Genomic DNA, 12,532 nt, shown 5'->3' with positions numbered 1-12,532 from the left:
GGCTCTCTCTATTCCGCCAGCAATTCCCTGAGCGCCATGCGCTTATAGGCTGCGACCAGCCTGTCGCCCTCCTGCCGCTCGACCGAGATCGCCAGCCGCATGGCCGCCTCGCCCATCTGCCAGACGAGAAAGGCCGTGGTCTCCAGGGAGACGGGGTCGGCGCCGGGACGTAGCCGCTTCAGCACCGCACCGAGGAATTCGGCATTGGCCCGGCTGTCGGCGAGCTCGAGCTGGCGCAGCGCCTTGTCAGCCTGCGTGCCCGACCAGATGTCGCGCATCACCGGTTCGGCCAGGAACAACCTATAGTAGATATCGACCAACTCCAAAAACGCTTGGCCCAGCCCCTCTGCATCCGCAACATCCTTGAGCGCCGCCGAGATGCAGGCCTGACTTTCCACCGTATAGCGTTCGGCCAGCGCCCAGACGATCGCCCGCTTGTCTGGAAAGAACTGGTAGAGCGATCCGATCGACACCCCAGCCCGTTCAGCGACCTCCCCCATACGCATGGCATCGCTGCCTTGCTCGGCAATCAGTGCCGAGGCGGCGGCCAGCATGCGCTCGACCCGCTCGCGGCTGCGCTGCTGGCTTGGTGCCCGGCGCGGCGAAGCGATCTGCTCGTTGGCCGGCGTGCCTTCCATGACTGTCTCCAACAAACGCGCCCGGCAATCGCCTCGAATGACTTGACTCTCAAAATACGAGGGTTTATCACATTTTGCAAATGTGAGGATTAATCACATTTGCAAACAGAGGAACCCGCCGCAACCGGCACTTGGAGCAACCGACATGATTGTCAAACTTCTTCCCATCCTCACCTTCATCGCGGCCCTGGGCGCAGGCGTGGTCGGCGGCGTGTTCTTCGCCTTCTCCAACTTCGTCATGCCGGCGTTCGCTCGCCTGCCGGCGGCGGGCGGCATCGCCGCCATGAATTCGATCAACGTCACCGTCATCACGCCGATGTTCATGACGGCACTCTTCGGCACCGGGCTGGTCTGCATCGTGCTCATCGCCGGCGCCATCATCGGCTGGAACCAGCCGGGTTCGTTCTGGCTTCTGGCCGGTGCGCTGATCTATCTCGTCGGCAATCCGATCGTGACCATGGCCTTCAACGTGCCGCTCAACGATGCGCTGGCCGCCGTCGATCCGGCCAGCAGCAATGGCGCCGCCGTATGGACCAGCTTTCTCCGGGACTGGGTGATGTGGAACCACGTTCGCACCGTAACCGCCATCGTGGCCATGGCATCCTTCTGGTTCGCCGCGCGTTGACATGTTTACAGGCGGCCATAAGCATTGTCGGGAGAAGAGTCGTGAACGATCCTTATCCGACCATGGCATTTCGATCGGCGTCGGCCTCGGCGCTGCTCTTGGCGTGGCGATGGATGACCGCGCCGTCGGCATCGGCATGGGCATAGCGATCGGCGCCGGTATCGGTGCTGTTTCGGAAAGAGGCGCGGCAAGGGAACGTCCCGCTTTCGCGGGAAGATATCAGCTCTTCGCCTTCCGGTCGGCGTGACCGAGATCACGATCCGGATCGATCACGTCGCGGACCAACTGCTTGAGTTTCGCCGCGTCCGGAAAGCCGCCGTCGCGCTTGCGGTCCCAGACCAGTACATCGTTGCACGAGATGGTGAAGATGCCGCCGGTGCCCGGCACCAGCGTCACCTCACCGAGATCGGTGCCGAAGGTGGAGAGCAGCTCCTGCGCCATCCAGCCGGCACGCAGCAGCCACTGGCATTGCGTGCAGTAGGTGATGCGGATGGCGGGCAACCGAGCTTTGCTCATGTCGGATCGGTCTTCACTCACGCCGCGCTGAGCCTGGCCAAGGTTTCGTCGTCGACTTCGAAGTTGGCGTACACGCTTTGCACGTCGTCATCGTCCTCGAGCGTCGCAACCAGCTTCATCAGAGACTGCGCCCGCTCTTCGTCGACCGGGACATTGTTCTGCGGCTTCCAGATCGCCTTGACCGATTCGGCCTCGCCGAGCGAGGCTTCAAGCGCCTTGGACACCTCGCCAAGAGTCTCGAAGGCGCAATAGATCGTGTGGCCTTCCTCGTCCGATTCGACGTCGTCGGCACCGGCTTCGATGGCCGCGTCCATGATCTTGTCGGCACTGCCGGCGGAAGCCGGATAGTAGATTTCGCCGGCGCGGTCCCACATGAACGACACCGATCCGGTTTCGCCGAGCGCGCCGCCGGCCTTGGTGAAGGCGGCACGGACATTGGACGCCGACCGGTTGCGGTTGTCGGTCAGTGCCTCGACGATCACGGCGACGCCGCCCGGCCCATAACCTTCGTAGCGCACGGCTTCATAGTTTTCGGCATCGCCCATCGAGGCCTTGTTGATGGCGCGCTGGATGTTGTCCTTCGGCATCGACACCGCCTTGGCGTTCTGGATCGCCAGGCGCAGGCGCGGGTTCATCGATGGATCGGGCGTCCCGCTCTTGGCGGCAACGGTGATTTCGCGCGCCAGCTTGGAAAACATTTTCGACCGCACCGCGTCCTGACGGCCCTTGCGGTGCATGATGTTCTTGAACTGTGAATGGCCAGCCATGGCACCCCTGTCGTGTTCGGCTAGAGCGTCTTGCGGCGAGGTGGGTCACCTCGCCTTTGCAAAAGGCTCGAATTCAAAATTTCAGAACGTCCTGATGCGTCCGGGTGGACGCGCGGCGCTCTTTGTCGGAATGGCCGGCTTATAGATAAATCGGCTCAATTCGTCCAGCCGCGCCGTGCCGCGGCGATCCTGGCCGTGCCTATGCTTCCAGATCGGACTTCAGCCGGTCGATGATGCTGAGCGCAAGACCGGCATACTGGCTGATCCAGCGGTCGTGGATCTGCTTGATCGGCAGCGCGTTGAGATGGTTCCAGCGCTCGCGTCCATCACGAAGCGCAACGATCAGATCTGCCTCCTCCAGCACCTTGAGATGGAGCATGACAGTGCAGCGGTCGATGTCGGGAAAGGCATCGCATAGCATGCCGGTGGTCTTTGGCTCGTCTTTCAACCGATCCAGCATTTCGCGCCGGCGAGGATGCGCCAGCGCCTTGAAAACATTGTCGTCCTGCGATCGGCTTGACATGTTATGTTTATATAACGTATCGTTGTCGCGATCAAGCAAGGAGCTGTGGATATGTCTCTTGGATTCAGGGTTTCAGGGCGCATCGGTAAACCGGTCGCCGAAGTCTTCGACGCGGTCGTCAATCCGAAGAAGCTCAGCGGTTATTTCACCACCATCGGCGGCGCCAGCGCGCCATTGGTTGCCGGTTCGGGTGTCGTCTGGTGGGGCAAGGTGCCGGTCGAGGTCGACGAAGTGGTCAAGGACAGCCGCATCGTGTTGCGCTGGGATGCCACCGACGCCGACGGCAAGCCCGCCTACAAGACCCGCATCGAGATGAATTTCGAGCCGCTCGACGATGGCGGCACCTTCGTCACCATCGCCGAGAGCGGCTGGCAGGAAGGCGCGGTCGGCCTGAAGAAGTCCTACCTGAATTGCGAGGGCTGGTCGCAGATGCTGGCCTGCATGAAGGCCTATGTCGAATACGGCATCAATCTGCGCGACGGTTATTACCGCAGCGAGATGAAGGGCGAGCCCGCCAGCGAAAACAACATTTAAAAAACGGAACCCAGCAATGACCGCGAAGATCACCGGCGGCATCAACATCGCCATGAAGGTGCCGTCGCACCAGTACGAAGCGACGGTCGCCTTCTACCGCGACGTCGTCGGCCTGGAGCCGTTCACCACCAAGGCGCCGGCCATCGGCTTCGAACTTGGGCCTGTCAGGCTGTGGATCGACGAAGCGCCGATGATGAGCCAAGCCGAGATCTGGCTGGAGCTTTTCACGCAGGATTTTCCGGGCGCCGCGGATCATCTGGCCAAGGCGGGCGTTGTGCGTTGCGATGCCATTGAGCCATTGGGCTTGGGTTTCCGAGGTGGCTGGATCACCAATCCGGCCAACATCATTCACATGGTACGCGAACCCGACGCCTGGTGAGCGCGTATTCGAAAAGGAGATCGCCATGGAAATCCGTGAAACACCGACAGCCGAAGCCGCCATGCTGATCCGGCGGCCGGTCGCTGATGTTTTCGAAGCCATCGTCGACCCGGCGATCACGACCCAATTCTGGTTCACCCACGGCAGCGGCCGGCTTGATGGCGGCAAGCCGGTTCAGTGGGAGTGGCGCATGTATGGCGTCTCGACGACCGTCGATGTCAGCGAGATCGTCAGGGACAAGAAGATCGTCATGACGTGGAGCGATCCGCCGACCACGGTGGTCTGGACCTTCACCGAAATGCCTGGCGAGGCGACCTTCCTCGAGATCCGGAATTTCGGCTTTGCCGGGAATGGCGATGAGCAAGTGAAGGGAGCGGTCGGCTCAACCGGCGGCTTTGCGCTTGTGCTCGCCGGCGCCAAGGCCTGGCTGGAACAGGGCCTGACGCTGGGCCTGATCGCCGACCGCCACCCTAAGGGTGTTCCGGGGCATTAAATCAATTCCAGCAAAAGTGCGAAGCGCTTTTGCGTTCGGAATTGCGTAAAGCAAAGAGATAGCGCATTGGAGGCGATCCTGTTCTCGCCGGAAATGCCGAGGCTCGTCCGATCCGGTCGGTCTCAGTGCCCGTCGCCGGATTTCGCTTTCTTGCGCCGTCGCGCCAGCATGTTGAGCCCTTCGACCAGCGCCGAAAAACCCATCGCGGCATAGATGTAGCCCTTGGGCACATGGTAGCCCATGCCGTCGGCGATCAGTGTCATGCCGATCATCAGCAGGAAGCCCAGCGCCAGCATGACGATGCTCGGGTTCTTGGCGATGAAGTCCGCCAGCGGTCCGGCGGCAAGCATCATCGCCGTGACGGCCACGATGACCGCGATGTACATGATGGCGATCTCGTCGGTCATGCCGACGGCGGTGATGATGGAATCGATCGAGAAGACGAGGTCGAGCAGCAGGATCTGGAAGATCGCGCCGGCAAGCGAGATCTTGAGCGTTTCGCCCAGCATCGTGTCCTGATGGTCGTCGGGATCGACCGTGTGGTGGATTTCCTTGGTCGCCTTCCACACCAGGAACAGGCCGCCTGCGATCAGGATCAGGTCGCGCCAGGAGAAGCCGTGGCCTAAGGCCGTGAACACCGGCGTCGTCAGCTGGACGATGATGGAAATGGTGGCAAGCAGCACCAGGCGCATGATCAGCGCCGCCGAGATGCCAAGGCGGCGCGCACGAGCCCTCTGCTCCACGGGCAGCTTGTTGGTCAGGATGGAGATGAAGATCAGATTGTCGATGCCGAGCACGATCTCGAGCACCACCAGCGTCAGCAACGCGACCCAGGCGGTCGGGTCGGAAACGAATTGAAAATGCGGCGCCAGGAATTCGATAAGCTGCATGGAGGTCGTCCCCTACGATCTAGAGCAGTGTCGCCGGCAATTGGGTATTGCGAACGCCTATATCAATGTCATGACCAGAAGGAGGGAGCCGTTTCCTCCAGCCGGGGGCCGCGACGAAACGGCGCGATCTTCTCGGTCAGCCCGGTGCGGTCGGAGATATTCACGCCGACCCCGCACAATGTCGCCGGGCCGATCGCCGCTTCGAAACGGCCTTTCGGCACCTTCGACAGGAACCGGTTGAGCGGTTCTTCCTTGTCCATGCCAAGCGAGGAATCGTAGTCACCGCACATGCCGGCATCCGACAGGTAGCCGGTGCCGCCATTGAGGATCTGGTGATCGGCGGTGGGCTGGTGCGTGTGGGTGCCGACGACGAGGCTGGCGCGGCCGTCGACGAAATGCGCGAAGCACATCTTTTCCGAGGTTGCCTCGGCGTGGAAGTCGATCACCACCGCATCCGCCTGCTCGCCGAGCGGACAGGCCGCAAGCTCGCGTTCGCCGGCCTGGAACGGATCATCGAGCTCGGGATGCATGAATACCCGGCCCATGATGTTGGCGACCAGCACACGCGCGCCGCTCCTGGCGATATAGACGCCGGAGCCGCGCCCTGGCGTGCCTTTGGGAAAATTGGAGGGCCGCAGGAAACGCTGCTCGCGCGGCGCGAAGGCCAGCGCGTCGCGCTGGTCCCAGACATGGTTGCCGGTGGTCACGACATCGCAGCCCGCCGCGATCGTCTCGCGAAAAATCTCTTCGGTGATGCCGAAGCCGCCGGCGGCGTTCTCGCCGTTGACGATGACGAAATCGAGTTTGAAGTCGGAGATCAGGCCAGGCAGTTGTTCCCACACCGCGGTGCGGCCCGTCTTACCGACCATGTCCCCGAGGAAGAGAAGTCTCATCTATGCCTGATCCCGAAAAGTTGCATGACTTTTCGGCAAAGATCATGCGTTTCAAAGAACTATCTACAATTTTGGTGCAAAGCGGCGCAACCCGCTCTCGGTGAGTATTTCCGCGATGACCACGTCATGGGGTTCGTCCGGAACTTGCGAAACTTCTTGGCAGTCGAAGGCGATGCCGACCAGCCGGGGCGCATGCCCCTTGTCGACGAGCTTCGCGATCGCGCGATCGTAATAGCCGGCGCCATAACCGATGCGGTGGCCGCGCGCGTCGAAGGCGGCGAGCGGCACCAGCATGACCGAGGGGTCGAGAACTTCGGCCTCCGCGTGCGGTCCGACCGTGCCAAAGCCCATGTCGACCATCGGCGCGCCACGCACCAGCTCGCGAAAGACGATGGTGGTCTTGTCGAGAATGGCGGGCAGGCAGAGCCGTGCGCCCTTCTCGCGCAAGGCGAACATCAATGGCCTGACATCCACCTCCGAGCGCATTGGCCAGAAACCGGAGACGATCTGACCGGACCCGACCTCCAGACGGTCGCGCGCCGTCTCCGCCATTTCGAGCGCGGCCTCGACCCGCCAGAATTCATCAAGCGCGTCGCGGCGGGCGAGTGCCTCGAGGCGCAGCCGTTTTTTTAGGTCTTTGGGAGATGTCATGCGGCCAAGGTAGAAAAGGTCAGAACTGTGTGAGGTCTCAAGAGCGACGTTTTCCACCGCGTTGCGTGGACGCCTTGCGACAAGTGACGATCCACACAACCGGTGGAGAGGTCGATCCCGGGTGCCTACAAAGTAGGTGGGCGCCGTATGAGAAAACCCACGGGTCTTCCCAGGGACAGCTCCCTAAGGATCATTAAGGCCCCGGGGAAAAGTGTCTCCTGCCGGGAAGCGCAGACCGCCTCCGCCAATATAGGCCGATGGTGGTCCGAGCGCCAGAGAGACGGCGCTCTTTCCGCACCGGTTGGCCTCATTGCCGTTGCAGACCCGCCCTTGCGCGGACCAGAGGGCCTCCTTACGGTCTCCGGAACGAACCGAGGAGCAAAAATGCGTTTCGAAGGCACGGCGGCCTATGTCGCCGACAAGGATCTGATGGTGGCGGTCAACGCGGCGATCGCGCTGGAGCGGCCGTTGCTGGTCAAGGGCGAGCCCGGCACCGGCAAGACGGAACTTGCCCGCCAGGTGGCGGCGGCACTCGGCCTCGACCTCATCGAATGGCATGTCAAATCGACAACACGGGCGCAGCAAGGTCTTTACGAGTACGATGCCGTGTCGCGGCTGCGCGACAGCCAGCTCGGCGATCTCAGGTTCAACGACATCAAGAACTACATCAAGCGCGGCAAGCTTTGGGAGGCATTCGCGGCCGGCAAGAAGGTCGTGCTTCTGATCGACGAGATCGACAAGGCCGACATCGAGTTCCCCAACGACCTGCTGCAGGAACTCGACCGGATGGAGTTCTTCGTCTACGAGACCGGCGAGACCATCCGCGCTGCGGTGCGGCCGATCGTCATCATCACTTCCAACAACGAGAAGGAACTGCCGGACGCCTTCCTGCGCCGCTGCTTCTTCCACTATATCCGCTTTCCCGATGTCGACACGCTGCACAGGATCGTCGATGTCCACTATCCCGGCATCAAGCAGAACCTGGTGCGCGCGGCGCTGACCCAATTCTACGAAATCCGTGACGTGCCGGGGCTGAAGAAAAAGCCGTCGACATCGGAGGCGTTGGACTGGATCCGCCTGCTGGTCGCCGATGACATCGCGCCAGAGGATTTGCGCGCCGACGCCAAGAACGCGCTGCCCAAGCTGCACGGCGCCCTGTTGAAGAACGAGCAGGACGTGCACCTGTTCGAGCGGCTGGCCTTCATGGCCAGACGGCAGCAATAGGACCGCAGCGATAGCGCTTTCCTCGGCTGTGGACCGTTGCCGCCGGCCGAAGAGCACGTCAGCTACGGCCGGAACCCTTCGGAGGAGATAAAATGTCTGAGATTGTTGTCCGCCCGCTCGCGCAATCCGACCACGCCGACTGGCGCCGCTTGTGGACCGACTATCTGACCTTCTACGAAACCACGCTGCCGGAAGAGGTCTACGCCGTCACCTGGAAACGGCTGTTCACCGAAGGCGAGTTCGAGCCGAAGGGTTTATCGCTACCCTCGACGGCAAGGCGGTCGGCCTCACCCACTATCTCTACCACCGCTCCGGCTGGTCGGAAAAAAACAACTGCTACCTGCAGGACCTGTTCGCCGACCCGCAAGTGCGCGGCAAGGGCATCGGCGCGGCCCTGATCGAGGCGGTGAAGCAGGAGGCCGGCAAGATTGGCGTGAAGAACGTCTATTGGATGACGCACGAGACCAACACCACCGCGCGCAAGCTCTACGACCGCGTCGCGCGCCGCACCGGCTTTATCGAGTATGATTTGCTGTAACCGGCCATGTTCATCCCCTTCTTCCTCGAACTGAAGGCAGCGCGTGTTCCCGTTTCGCTCAGGGAATACCTCTCTCTGCTGGAAGGGCTGGAAGCCGGACTGGTCGACTATGATGTCGAGGGATTTTACTACCTTGCCCGCGCCGCCCTGGTGAAGGACGAGCGTCATATCGACCGCTTCGACCAGGTGTTCGCGCATGTCTTCAAGGGCATCGAGGCGCTGGGTGGCCGGGATGCCGTCAATGTCGCCGACATTCCAGAGGAATGGCTGCGCCGGCTCGCCGAGAAACACCTGACCGAGGAGGAGAAAAAGCTGGTCGAGGCGCTTGGCGGCTTCGACAAACTGATGGAGACGCTGAAGCAGCGGCTCGAGGAACAAAAGGGCCGCCACCAGGGTGGCTCGAAATGGATCGGCACCGGCGGCACCTCGCCCTTCGGCGCCTATGGCTACAACCCCGAAGGCGTCCGCATCGGCCAGCATGAAAGCCGCAACCGCCGCGCGGTGAAGGTCTGGGACAAGCGCGAGTTCAGGAATTTCGACGATGCCATCGAACTCGGCACCCGCAACATCAAGGTCGCGCTGAAGCGGCTGCGCCGCTGGGTCCGCGAAGGCGCGGAGGAAGAGTTCGACCTGCCCGGTACCATCCACGCCACCGCCGAGCACGGCTATCTCGACGTCAAGACACGGCCCGAGCGCCGCAATGCGGTGAAGCTCCTGATGTTCTTCGATGTCGGCGGCTCGATGGACGACCATATCAAAAGCGTCGAGGAACTGTTTTCGGCCGCCCGCGCCGAATTCCGCCAGCTCGAATATTTCTATTTCCACAACTGCATCTACGAAGGCGTGTGGAAGGACAATCGCCGCCGCCATGCCGAGGTGATTCCGACCTTTGACCTCCTCCACAAATATGGTCCGGACTATAAGGTCATCGTCGTCGGCGATGCCTCGATGAGCCCATACGAGATCGCCCACCCCGGCGGCTCGGTGGAACACTGGAACCCCGAGGCCGGAACCGTTTGGCTCGGCCGGCTGCTGCAGCAATGGCCGAACGCGGTGTGGCTTAACCCCGAGAGCGAAAAGAACTGGGGCTTTAACCATTCGATCGCGATGATCCGTGACATCTTCGGCGGCCGCATGTTTCCGCTGACACTAGCCGGGCTCGAAGGTGCTACGAAGCAGCTTTCAAGAAAGCACTGAAGGCCCACGGGAGATCAGATGACCTGCTTCCTCTGCTTGCAGTGCGGCGTCCAGTTCGCGGCGACGGAAACGCCACCGCGACACTGCCCGATTTGCGAGGACGAACGGCAGTATGTGCGCTGGGAGGGCCAGGCCTGGACCACGCCGCAACAACTCGCCGCCGCGCATCGGCTGGTGATGAAGGACGACGCCGGCGTGCTCGCGTTTGGGCATCGAGCCGCGCTTCGCCATCGGCCAGCGGGCGCTGCTGGCGCAAACGCCGCACGGCAATGTGCTATGGGACTGCATCTCGATGGTAAGCGACGAGGCGGTGGCGGAGATCAACCGCCGCGGCGGCCTCGCCGCGATCGCCATCTCGCACTGCCATTACTATTCGGTGATGGTCGAATGGAGCGAGGCGTTTGGCGGCGTGCCGATCTATCTCCATGCCGACGACCGGCAATGGATCATGCGGCCGCATCGCTCGATCGTCAGTTGGCAAGGCGAGACGCTGGCCATCAACCCGTCGCTGACACTCATCCGCTGCGGCGGCCACTTTGCCGGCGGCCAGGTGCTGCACTGGAAACGCGACGGTGCCGATGCCCTGCTGACCGGCGATATCCTGCAGGTGACGCCGACACGCCGCCATGTCAGCTTCATGTACAGCTATCCGAACCAGATCCCGCTCAATGCTGCCGCCATACACCGCATCGCGGCAGCCCTTGCGCCGTTCGCCTTCGACGACATCTACGGCGCATGGTGGAACCAGAACATCATCAGCGATGCGAAGACGGCGCTGGCCGCCTCCGTCACGCGCTATCTCGCGGCGATCGCCTGAGGAATTCCAGGTGGTCCGCTCGAAAATGCGGGCACATGCCGTAACAAACGCCTATCTTGTTGCGAATATCCGGTTGCAACCAAGAACGAGCCGCCAAGGCTGAGGAGATCAAATGGACACCCACACCTACCCCGTAACCCGCACCGACGCCGAATGGCGCGCCCGGCTGACGCCGGAGCAATACGCGGTCATGCGCAACCATGGCACCGAGCGGCCGGGGAGCTGCGCCCTGCTCTATGAGAAGCGTGCCGGCACTTTTTCCTGCGTTGGCTGCGACCAGCCGCTGTTCCAATCCACGCTGAAATTCGAGAGCGGCACCGGCTGGCCGAGCTTCAACGATCCCGTTCCGGGCTCGGTCGAGAACACGGTCGACCGCAGTTACGGCATGGTCCGTACCGAATGCCACTGCTCTCGTTGCGGCAGCCATCTGGGCCATGTCTTCGAGGACGGCCCGCCGCCGACCGGCCTGCGCTACTGCATCAATGGCGTGGCGCTGAAATTCGAGCCCGCGGCCTGAACAGGCGTCATCATTTCTCGCGAAGGGCGGCTCCGGCCGCCCTTTTTCGTACGGGTCGCCTCGTCAGACGACGATCGTGGCGATCAGCCAGAGCACTGATCCCAGCATGAAGAGCGAAGCCCTGGCACCGCCGGCCTTCTCAGCCGTGCGCCAGACCGCCAAAGTCAGGAAGACGTTGTAGGGCACCGGTGCAAAATGCACCGCCAGGACAAGACCGAGCGGCATCTTCAGCCCAAGCAGGATCAGCGCCGCAGCAGACGACGCAATATTGATCACGGTCCCGACAAGCATCATGTCACGCCAGAACAGCCGGTCGACCGGCACCTCGCCAAGCCAACGCGAGCGGAAGAAATCCGCGATCACTTACCCTGCCCCAGCACTTCGGTTACGGCGCGCTCGACCCGTGAGCATTCCGTCACCAGCCAGTCGGTCATGGCAGGCCAGTTGTCCTCGGGAAAGCAATTGACCCGCCACATCGAATTGATGCCGAGGCCTTCGCAGCTTTGTTCCGGCCTGAGTTTCAGCCTGTCTTCGATTGCCGGCCGGAACGGCTCCAGCCGCGACCAGCTTTGCGTGGCGCCGAACTTCTCGTTGCGGCCGAAGAAGACGCCGACATGGTTCTGCGCCGGCGCGACATACATGGAAAGGACCAGTGCGAAGTCGGGCAGCCCGCGCTGCCAGAACCAGGGTCCGCGCCGCGCCAGCCGGGCCCTTTCTTCCGGATGCCGTTCGGCAAACAGCGACCAGAAGCCGCGATGGCGGAATTCCGAGGCGCGACGGCCGCCGAAGTCGAATTCGCTCATGGTTAGATGCCGCTCCAGCATCACCCGGGTTAAGACCGTTGCTGAGCCTTAGAGGCTGTTTCGAAATTCGCTCCGGTCAGTCATGTGGTGGTGGTTTCGAGAACCGTAGCGCAGCGGACATTGGTCCGTGAGCAACGGAAGCGCAGAAAACGCCATCAGATGGCCGCTGGAGTAGAATTTCCAAACAGGCTCTTAGACCATGCCGAGCGCGGCCATGTACAGATCGAGGATGGCATCCTCCTCCTGGCGCTCGGCCTGGTCCTTCTTGCGCAACCGGATGATGGTGCGGATTGCCTTGGTGTCGAAGCCGGTGCCCTTGGCCTCGGCGAAGACTTCCTTGATGTCGTCGGATATCGTCTTCTTTTCTTCCTCGAGCCGCTCGATGCGTTCGATCAAGGCACGCAGCTGGCCGGCGGCAACAGTCTGGCTGGTCTCGGTGATATCGTCGGCCATGTTTTCTCCAAAATCGGTTCCGCGCCGCGACTCGGGGAACGTGCCGCGGCGAATTTCAGCGGTTCGATGCCCGA

17 protein-coding genes, 1 other RNA gene and 2 pseudogenes are annotated in these 12,532 nt (G+C 62.2%); 9 read left to right on the top strand and 11 right to left on the bottom strand.

The genetic code is table 11. The features are described from left to right. Positions 1–8 precede the first annotated feature (8 nt). Positions 9–638, bottom strand: coding sequence for a TetR/AcrR family transcriptional regulator (locus O7A61_RS05315; RefSeq protein ID WP_337128857.1), 630 nt, complete (start codon positions 636–638; stop codon positions 9–11). Between the two features lie 145 nt (positions 639–783). Here O7A61_RS05315 and O7A61_RS05310 point away from each other — a divergent pair, with 145 nt between their 5' ends. Then, complete coding sequence (locus O7A61_RS05310; protein WP_337128855.1) at positions 784–1,263, top strand: anthrone oxygenase family protein; 480 nt, start codon at positions 784–786, stop codon at positions 1,261–1,263. Positions 1,264–1,482: 219 nt separating this feature from the next. On the opposite strand, the gene O7A61_RS05305 is transcribed toward O7A61_RS05310, so the two are convergent. The 3 genes from O7A61_RS05305 to O7A61_RS05295 form a co-directional block, all read right to left on the bottom strand. Further along, positions 1,483–1,779, bottom strand: a complete 297-nt coding sequence (locus O7A61_RS05305; RefSeq protein ID WP_032934919.1) for a SelT/SelW/SelH family protein — start codon at positions 1,777–1,779, stop codon at positions 1,483–1,485. Between the two features lie 17 nt (positions 1,780–1,796). Then, a complete protein-coding gene (locus tag O7A61_RS05300; protein WP_027141768.1) occupies positions 1,797–2,546 on the bottom strand; it encodes a YebC/PmpR family DNA-binding transcriptional regulator in 750 nt (249 codons plus the stop codon). A 199-nt stretch (positions 2,547–2,745) separates the two neighbouring features. Continuing rightward, positions 2,746–3,069 (bottom strand): ArsR/SmtB family transcription factor, encoded by a 324-nt coding sequence (locus tag O7A61_RS05295; RefSeq protein WP_337128884.1) that lies wholly within the window; start codon positions 3,067–3,069, stop codon positions 2,746–2,748. A 51-nt stretch (positions 3,070–3,120) separates the two neighbouring features. Here O7A61_RS05295 and O7A61_RS05290 point away from each other — a divergent pair, with 51 nt between their 5' ends. The 3 genes from O7A61_RS05290 to O7A61_RS05280 are packed head-to-tail and all read left to right on the top strand — an operon-like array spanning position 3,121 to position 4,475. Next, complete coding sequence (locus O7A61_RS05290; protein WP_337128852.1) at positions 3,121–3,603, top strand: SRPBCC domain-containing protein; 483 nt, start codon at positions 3,121–3,123, stop codon at positions 3,601–3,603. A gap of 16 nt (positions 3,604–3,619) precedes the next feature. Next, complete coding sequence (locus O7A61_RS05285) at positions 3,620–3,982, top strand: hypothetical protein (RefSeq protein WP_337128850.1); 363 nt, start codon at positions 3,620–3,622, stop codon at positions 3,980–3,982. 25 nt (positions 3,983–4,007) lie between these two features. Then, positions 4,008–4,475, top strand: a complete 468-nt coding sequence (locus tag O7A61_RS05280) for an SRPBCC family protein (protein WP_337128848.1) — start codon at positions 4,008–4,010, stop codon at positions 4,473–4,475. A gap of 122 nt (positions 4,476–4,597) precedes the next feature. Here the strand turns inward: O7A61_RS05280 and O7A61_RS05275 are convergent, their stop codons facing one another. The 4 genes from O7A61_RS05275 to ssrS form a co-directional block, all read right to left on the bottom strand. Next, the gene (locus tag O7A61_RS05275; RefSeq protein WP_027141763.1) at positions 4,598–5,365 is read right to left on the bottom strand and encodes a TerC family protein; all 768 of its coding nucleotides are present in this window, start codon (positions 5,363–5,365) and stop codon (positions 4,598–4,600) included. Between the two features lie 68 nt (positions 5,366–5,433). Then, the gene (locus O7A61_RS05270; protein ID WP_140713096.1) at positions 5,434–6,258 is read right to left on the bottom strand and encodes a TIGR00282 family metallophosphoesterase; all 825 of its coding nucleotides are present in this window, start codon (positions 6,256–6,258) and stop codon (positions 5,434–5,436) included. 63 nt (positions 6,259–6,321) lie between these two features. Next, complete coding sequence (locus O7A61_RS05265; RefSeq protein ID WP_027141761.1) at positions 6,322–6,909, bottom strand: 5-formyltetrahydrofolate cyclo-ligase; 588 nt, start codon at positions 6,907–6,909, stop codon at positions 6,322–6,324. An 84-nt stretch (positions 6,910–6,993) separates the two neighbouring features. Then, positions 6,994–7,149, bottom strand: a non-coding RNA gene (gene ssrS, locus O7A61_RS05260) — 6S RNA. A gap of 144 nt (positions 7,150–7,293) precedes the next feature. Between ssrS and O7A61_RS05255 the strand changes: the two genes are divergently transcribed. From O7A61_RS05255 to msrB, 5 genes and pseudogenes are all read left to right on the top strand, one after another. Then, complete coding sequence (locus O7A61_RS05255; RefSeq protein WP_140508906.1) at positions 7,294–8,133, top strand: AAA family ATPase; 840 nt, start codon at positions 7,294–7,296, stop codon at positions 8,131–8,133. A 92-nt stretch (positions 8,134–8,225) separates the two neighbouring features. Next, positions 8,226–8,671, top strand: a pseudogene (locus O7A61_RS05250) (GNAT family N-acetyltransferase). A 6-nt stretch (positions 8,672–8,677) separates the two neighbouring features. After that, positions 8,678–9,868 (top strand): vWA domain-containing protein, encoded by a 1,191-nt coding sequence (locus O7A61_RS05245; protein WP_337128844.1) that lies wholly within the window; start codon positions 8,678–8,680, stop codon positions 9,866–9,868. Between the two features lie 18 nt (positions 9,869–9,886). Beyond that, positions 9,887–10,685: pseudogene (locus O7A61_RS05240) on the top strand (MBL fold metallo-hydrolase). A gap of 112 nt (positions 10,686–10,797) precedes the next feature. Next, the gene (gene msrB / locus O7A61_RS05235) at positions 10,798–11,202 is read left to right on the top strand and encodes a peptide-methionine (R)-S-oxide reductase MsrB (RefSeq protein WP_027141754.1); all 405 of its coding nucleotides are present in this window, start codon (positions 10,798–10,800) and stop codon (positions 11,200–11,202) included. Between the two features lie 63 nt (positions 11,203–11,265). On the opposite strand, the gene O7A61_RS05230 is transcribed toward msrB, so the two are convergent. The 3 genes from O7A61_RS05230 to O7A61_RS05220 form a co-directional block, all read right to left on the bottom strand. Continuing rightward, positions 11,266–11,565, bottom strand: coding sequence for a hypothetical protein (locus O7A61_RS05230; RefSeq protein ID WP_337128842.1), 300 nt, complete (start codon positions 11,563–11,565; stop codon positions 11,266–11,268). Then, complete coding sequence (locus O7A61_RS05225) at positions 11,562–12,005, bottom strand: hypothetical protein (RefSeq protein WP_140509910.1); 444 nt, start codon at positions 12,003–12,005, stop codon at positions 11,562–11,564. Before O7A61_RS05225 ends, O7A61_RS05230 begins: the two co-directional genes overlap by 4 nt. A 192-nt stretch (positions 12,006–12,197) precedes the next feature. Continuing rightward, a complete protein-coding gene (locus tag O7A61_RS05220; RefSeq protein WP_015315223.1) occupies positions 12,198–12,458 on the bottom strand; it encodes a DUF2312 domain-containing protein in 261 nt (86 codons plus the stop codon). Positions 12,459–12,532: the final 74 nt, after the last annotated feature.

It is taken from the genome of Mesorhizobium sp. Cs1321R2N1 (assembly GCF_037179725.1).
GTDB classification, from domain to species: Bacteria; Pseudomonadota; Alphaproteobacteria; order Rhizobiales; family Rhizobiaceae; genus Mesorhizobium; species Mesorhizobium salmacidum.
Note: the sequence above shows the minus strand (reverse complement) of the source record. Positions and strands in the feature narration are given on the sequence as shown.

Coding starts and splice junctions, on each gene's coding strand:
- O7A61_RS05315 (WP_337128857.1), bottom strand. CDS start 638: ATGGAAGGCACGCCGGCCAACGAGCAGATCGCTTCGCCGCGCCGGGCA.
- O7A61_RS05310 (WP_337128855.1), top strand. CDS start 784: ATGATTGTCAAACTTCTTCCCATCCTCACCTTCATCGCGGCCCTGGGC.
- O7A61_RS05305 (WP_032934919.1), bottom strand. CDS start 1,779: ATGAGCAAAGCTCGGTTGCCCGCCATCCGCATCACCTACTGCACGCAA.
- O7A61_RS05300 (WP_027141768.1), bottom strand. CDS start 2,546: ATGGCTGGCCATTCACAGTTCAAGAACATCATGCACCGCAAGGGCCGT.
- O7A61_RS05295 (WP_337128884.1), bottom strand. CDS start 3,069: ATGTCAAGCCGATCGCAGGACGACAATGTTTTCAAGGCGCTGGCGCAT.
- O7A61_RS05290 (WP_337128852.1), top strand. CDS start 3,121: ATGTCTCTTGGATTCAGGGTTTCAGGGCGCATCGGTAAACCGGTCGCC.
- O7A61_RS05285 (WP_337128850.1), top strand. CDS start 3,620: ATGACCGCGAAGATCACCGGCGGCATCAACATCGCCATGAAGGTGCCG.
- O7A61_RS05280 (WP_337128848.1), top strand. CDS start 4,008: ATGGAAATCCGTGAAACACCGACAGCCGAAGCCGCCATGCTGATCCGG.
- O7A61_RS05275 (WP_027141763.1), bottom strand. CDS start 5,365: ATGCAGCTTATCGAATTCCTGGCGCCGCATTTTCAATTCGTTTCCGAC.
- O7A61_RS05270 (WP_140713096.1), bottom strand. CDS start 6,258: ATGAGACTTCTCTTCCTCGGGGACATGGTCGGTAAGACGGGCCGCACC.
- O7A61_RS05265 (WP_027141761.1), bottom strand. CDS start 6,909: ATGACATCTCCCAAAGACCTAAAAAAACGGCTGCGCCTCGAGGCACTC.
- O7A61_RS05255 (WP_140508906.1), top strand. CDS start 7,294: ATGCGTTTCGAAGGCACGGCGGCCTATGTCGCCGACAAGGATCTGATG.
- O7A61_RS05245 (WP_337128844.1), top strand. CDS start 8,678: ATGTTCATCCCCTTCTTCCTCGAACTGAAGGCAGCGCGTGTTCCCGTT.
- msrB (WP_027141754.1), top strand. CDS start 10,798: ATGGACACCCACACCTACCCCGTAACCCGCACCGACGCCGAATGGCGC.
- O7A61_RS05225 (WP_140509910.1), bottom strand. CDS start 12,005: ATGAGCGAATTCGACTTCGGCGGCCGTCGCGCCTCGGAATTCCGCCAT.
- O7A61_RS05220 (WP_015315223.1), bottom strand. CDS start 12,458: ATGGCCGACGATATCACCGAGACCAGCCAGACTGTTGCCGCCGGCCAG.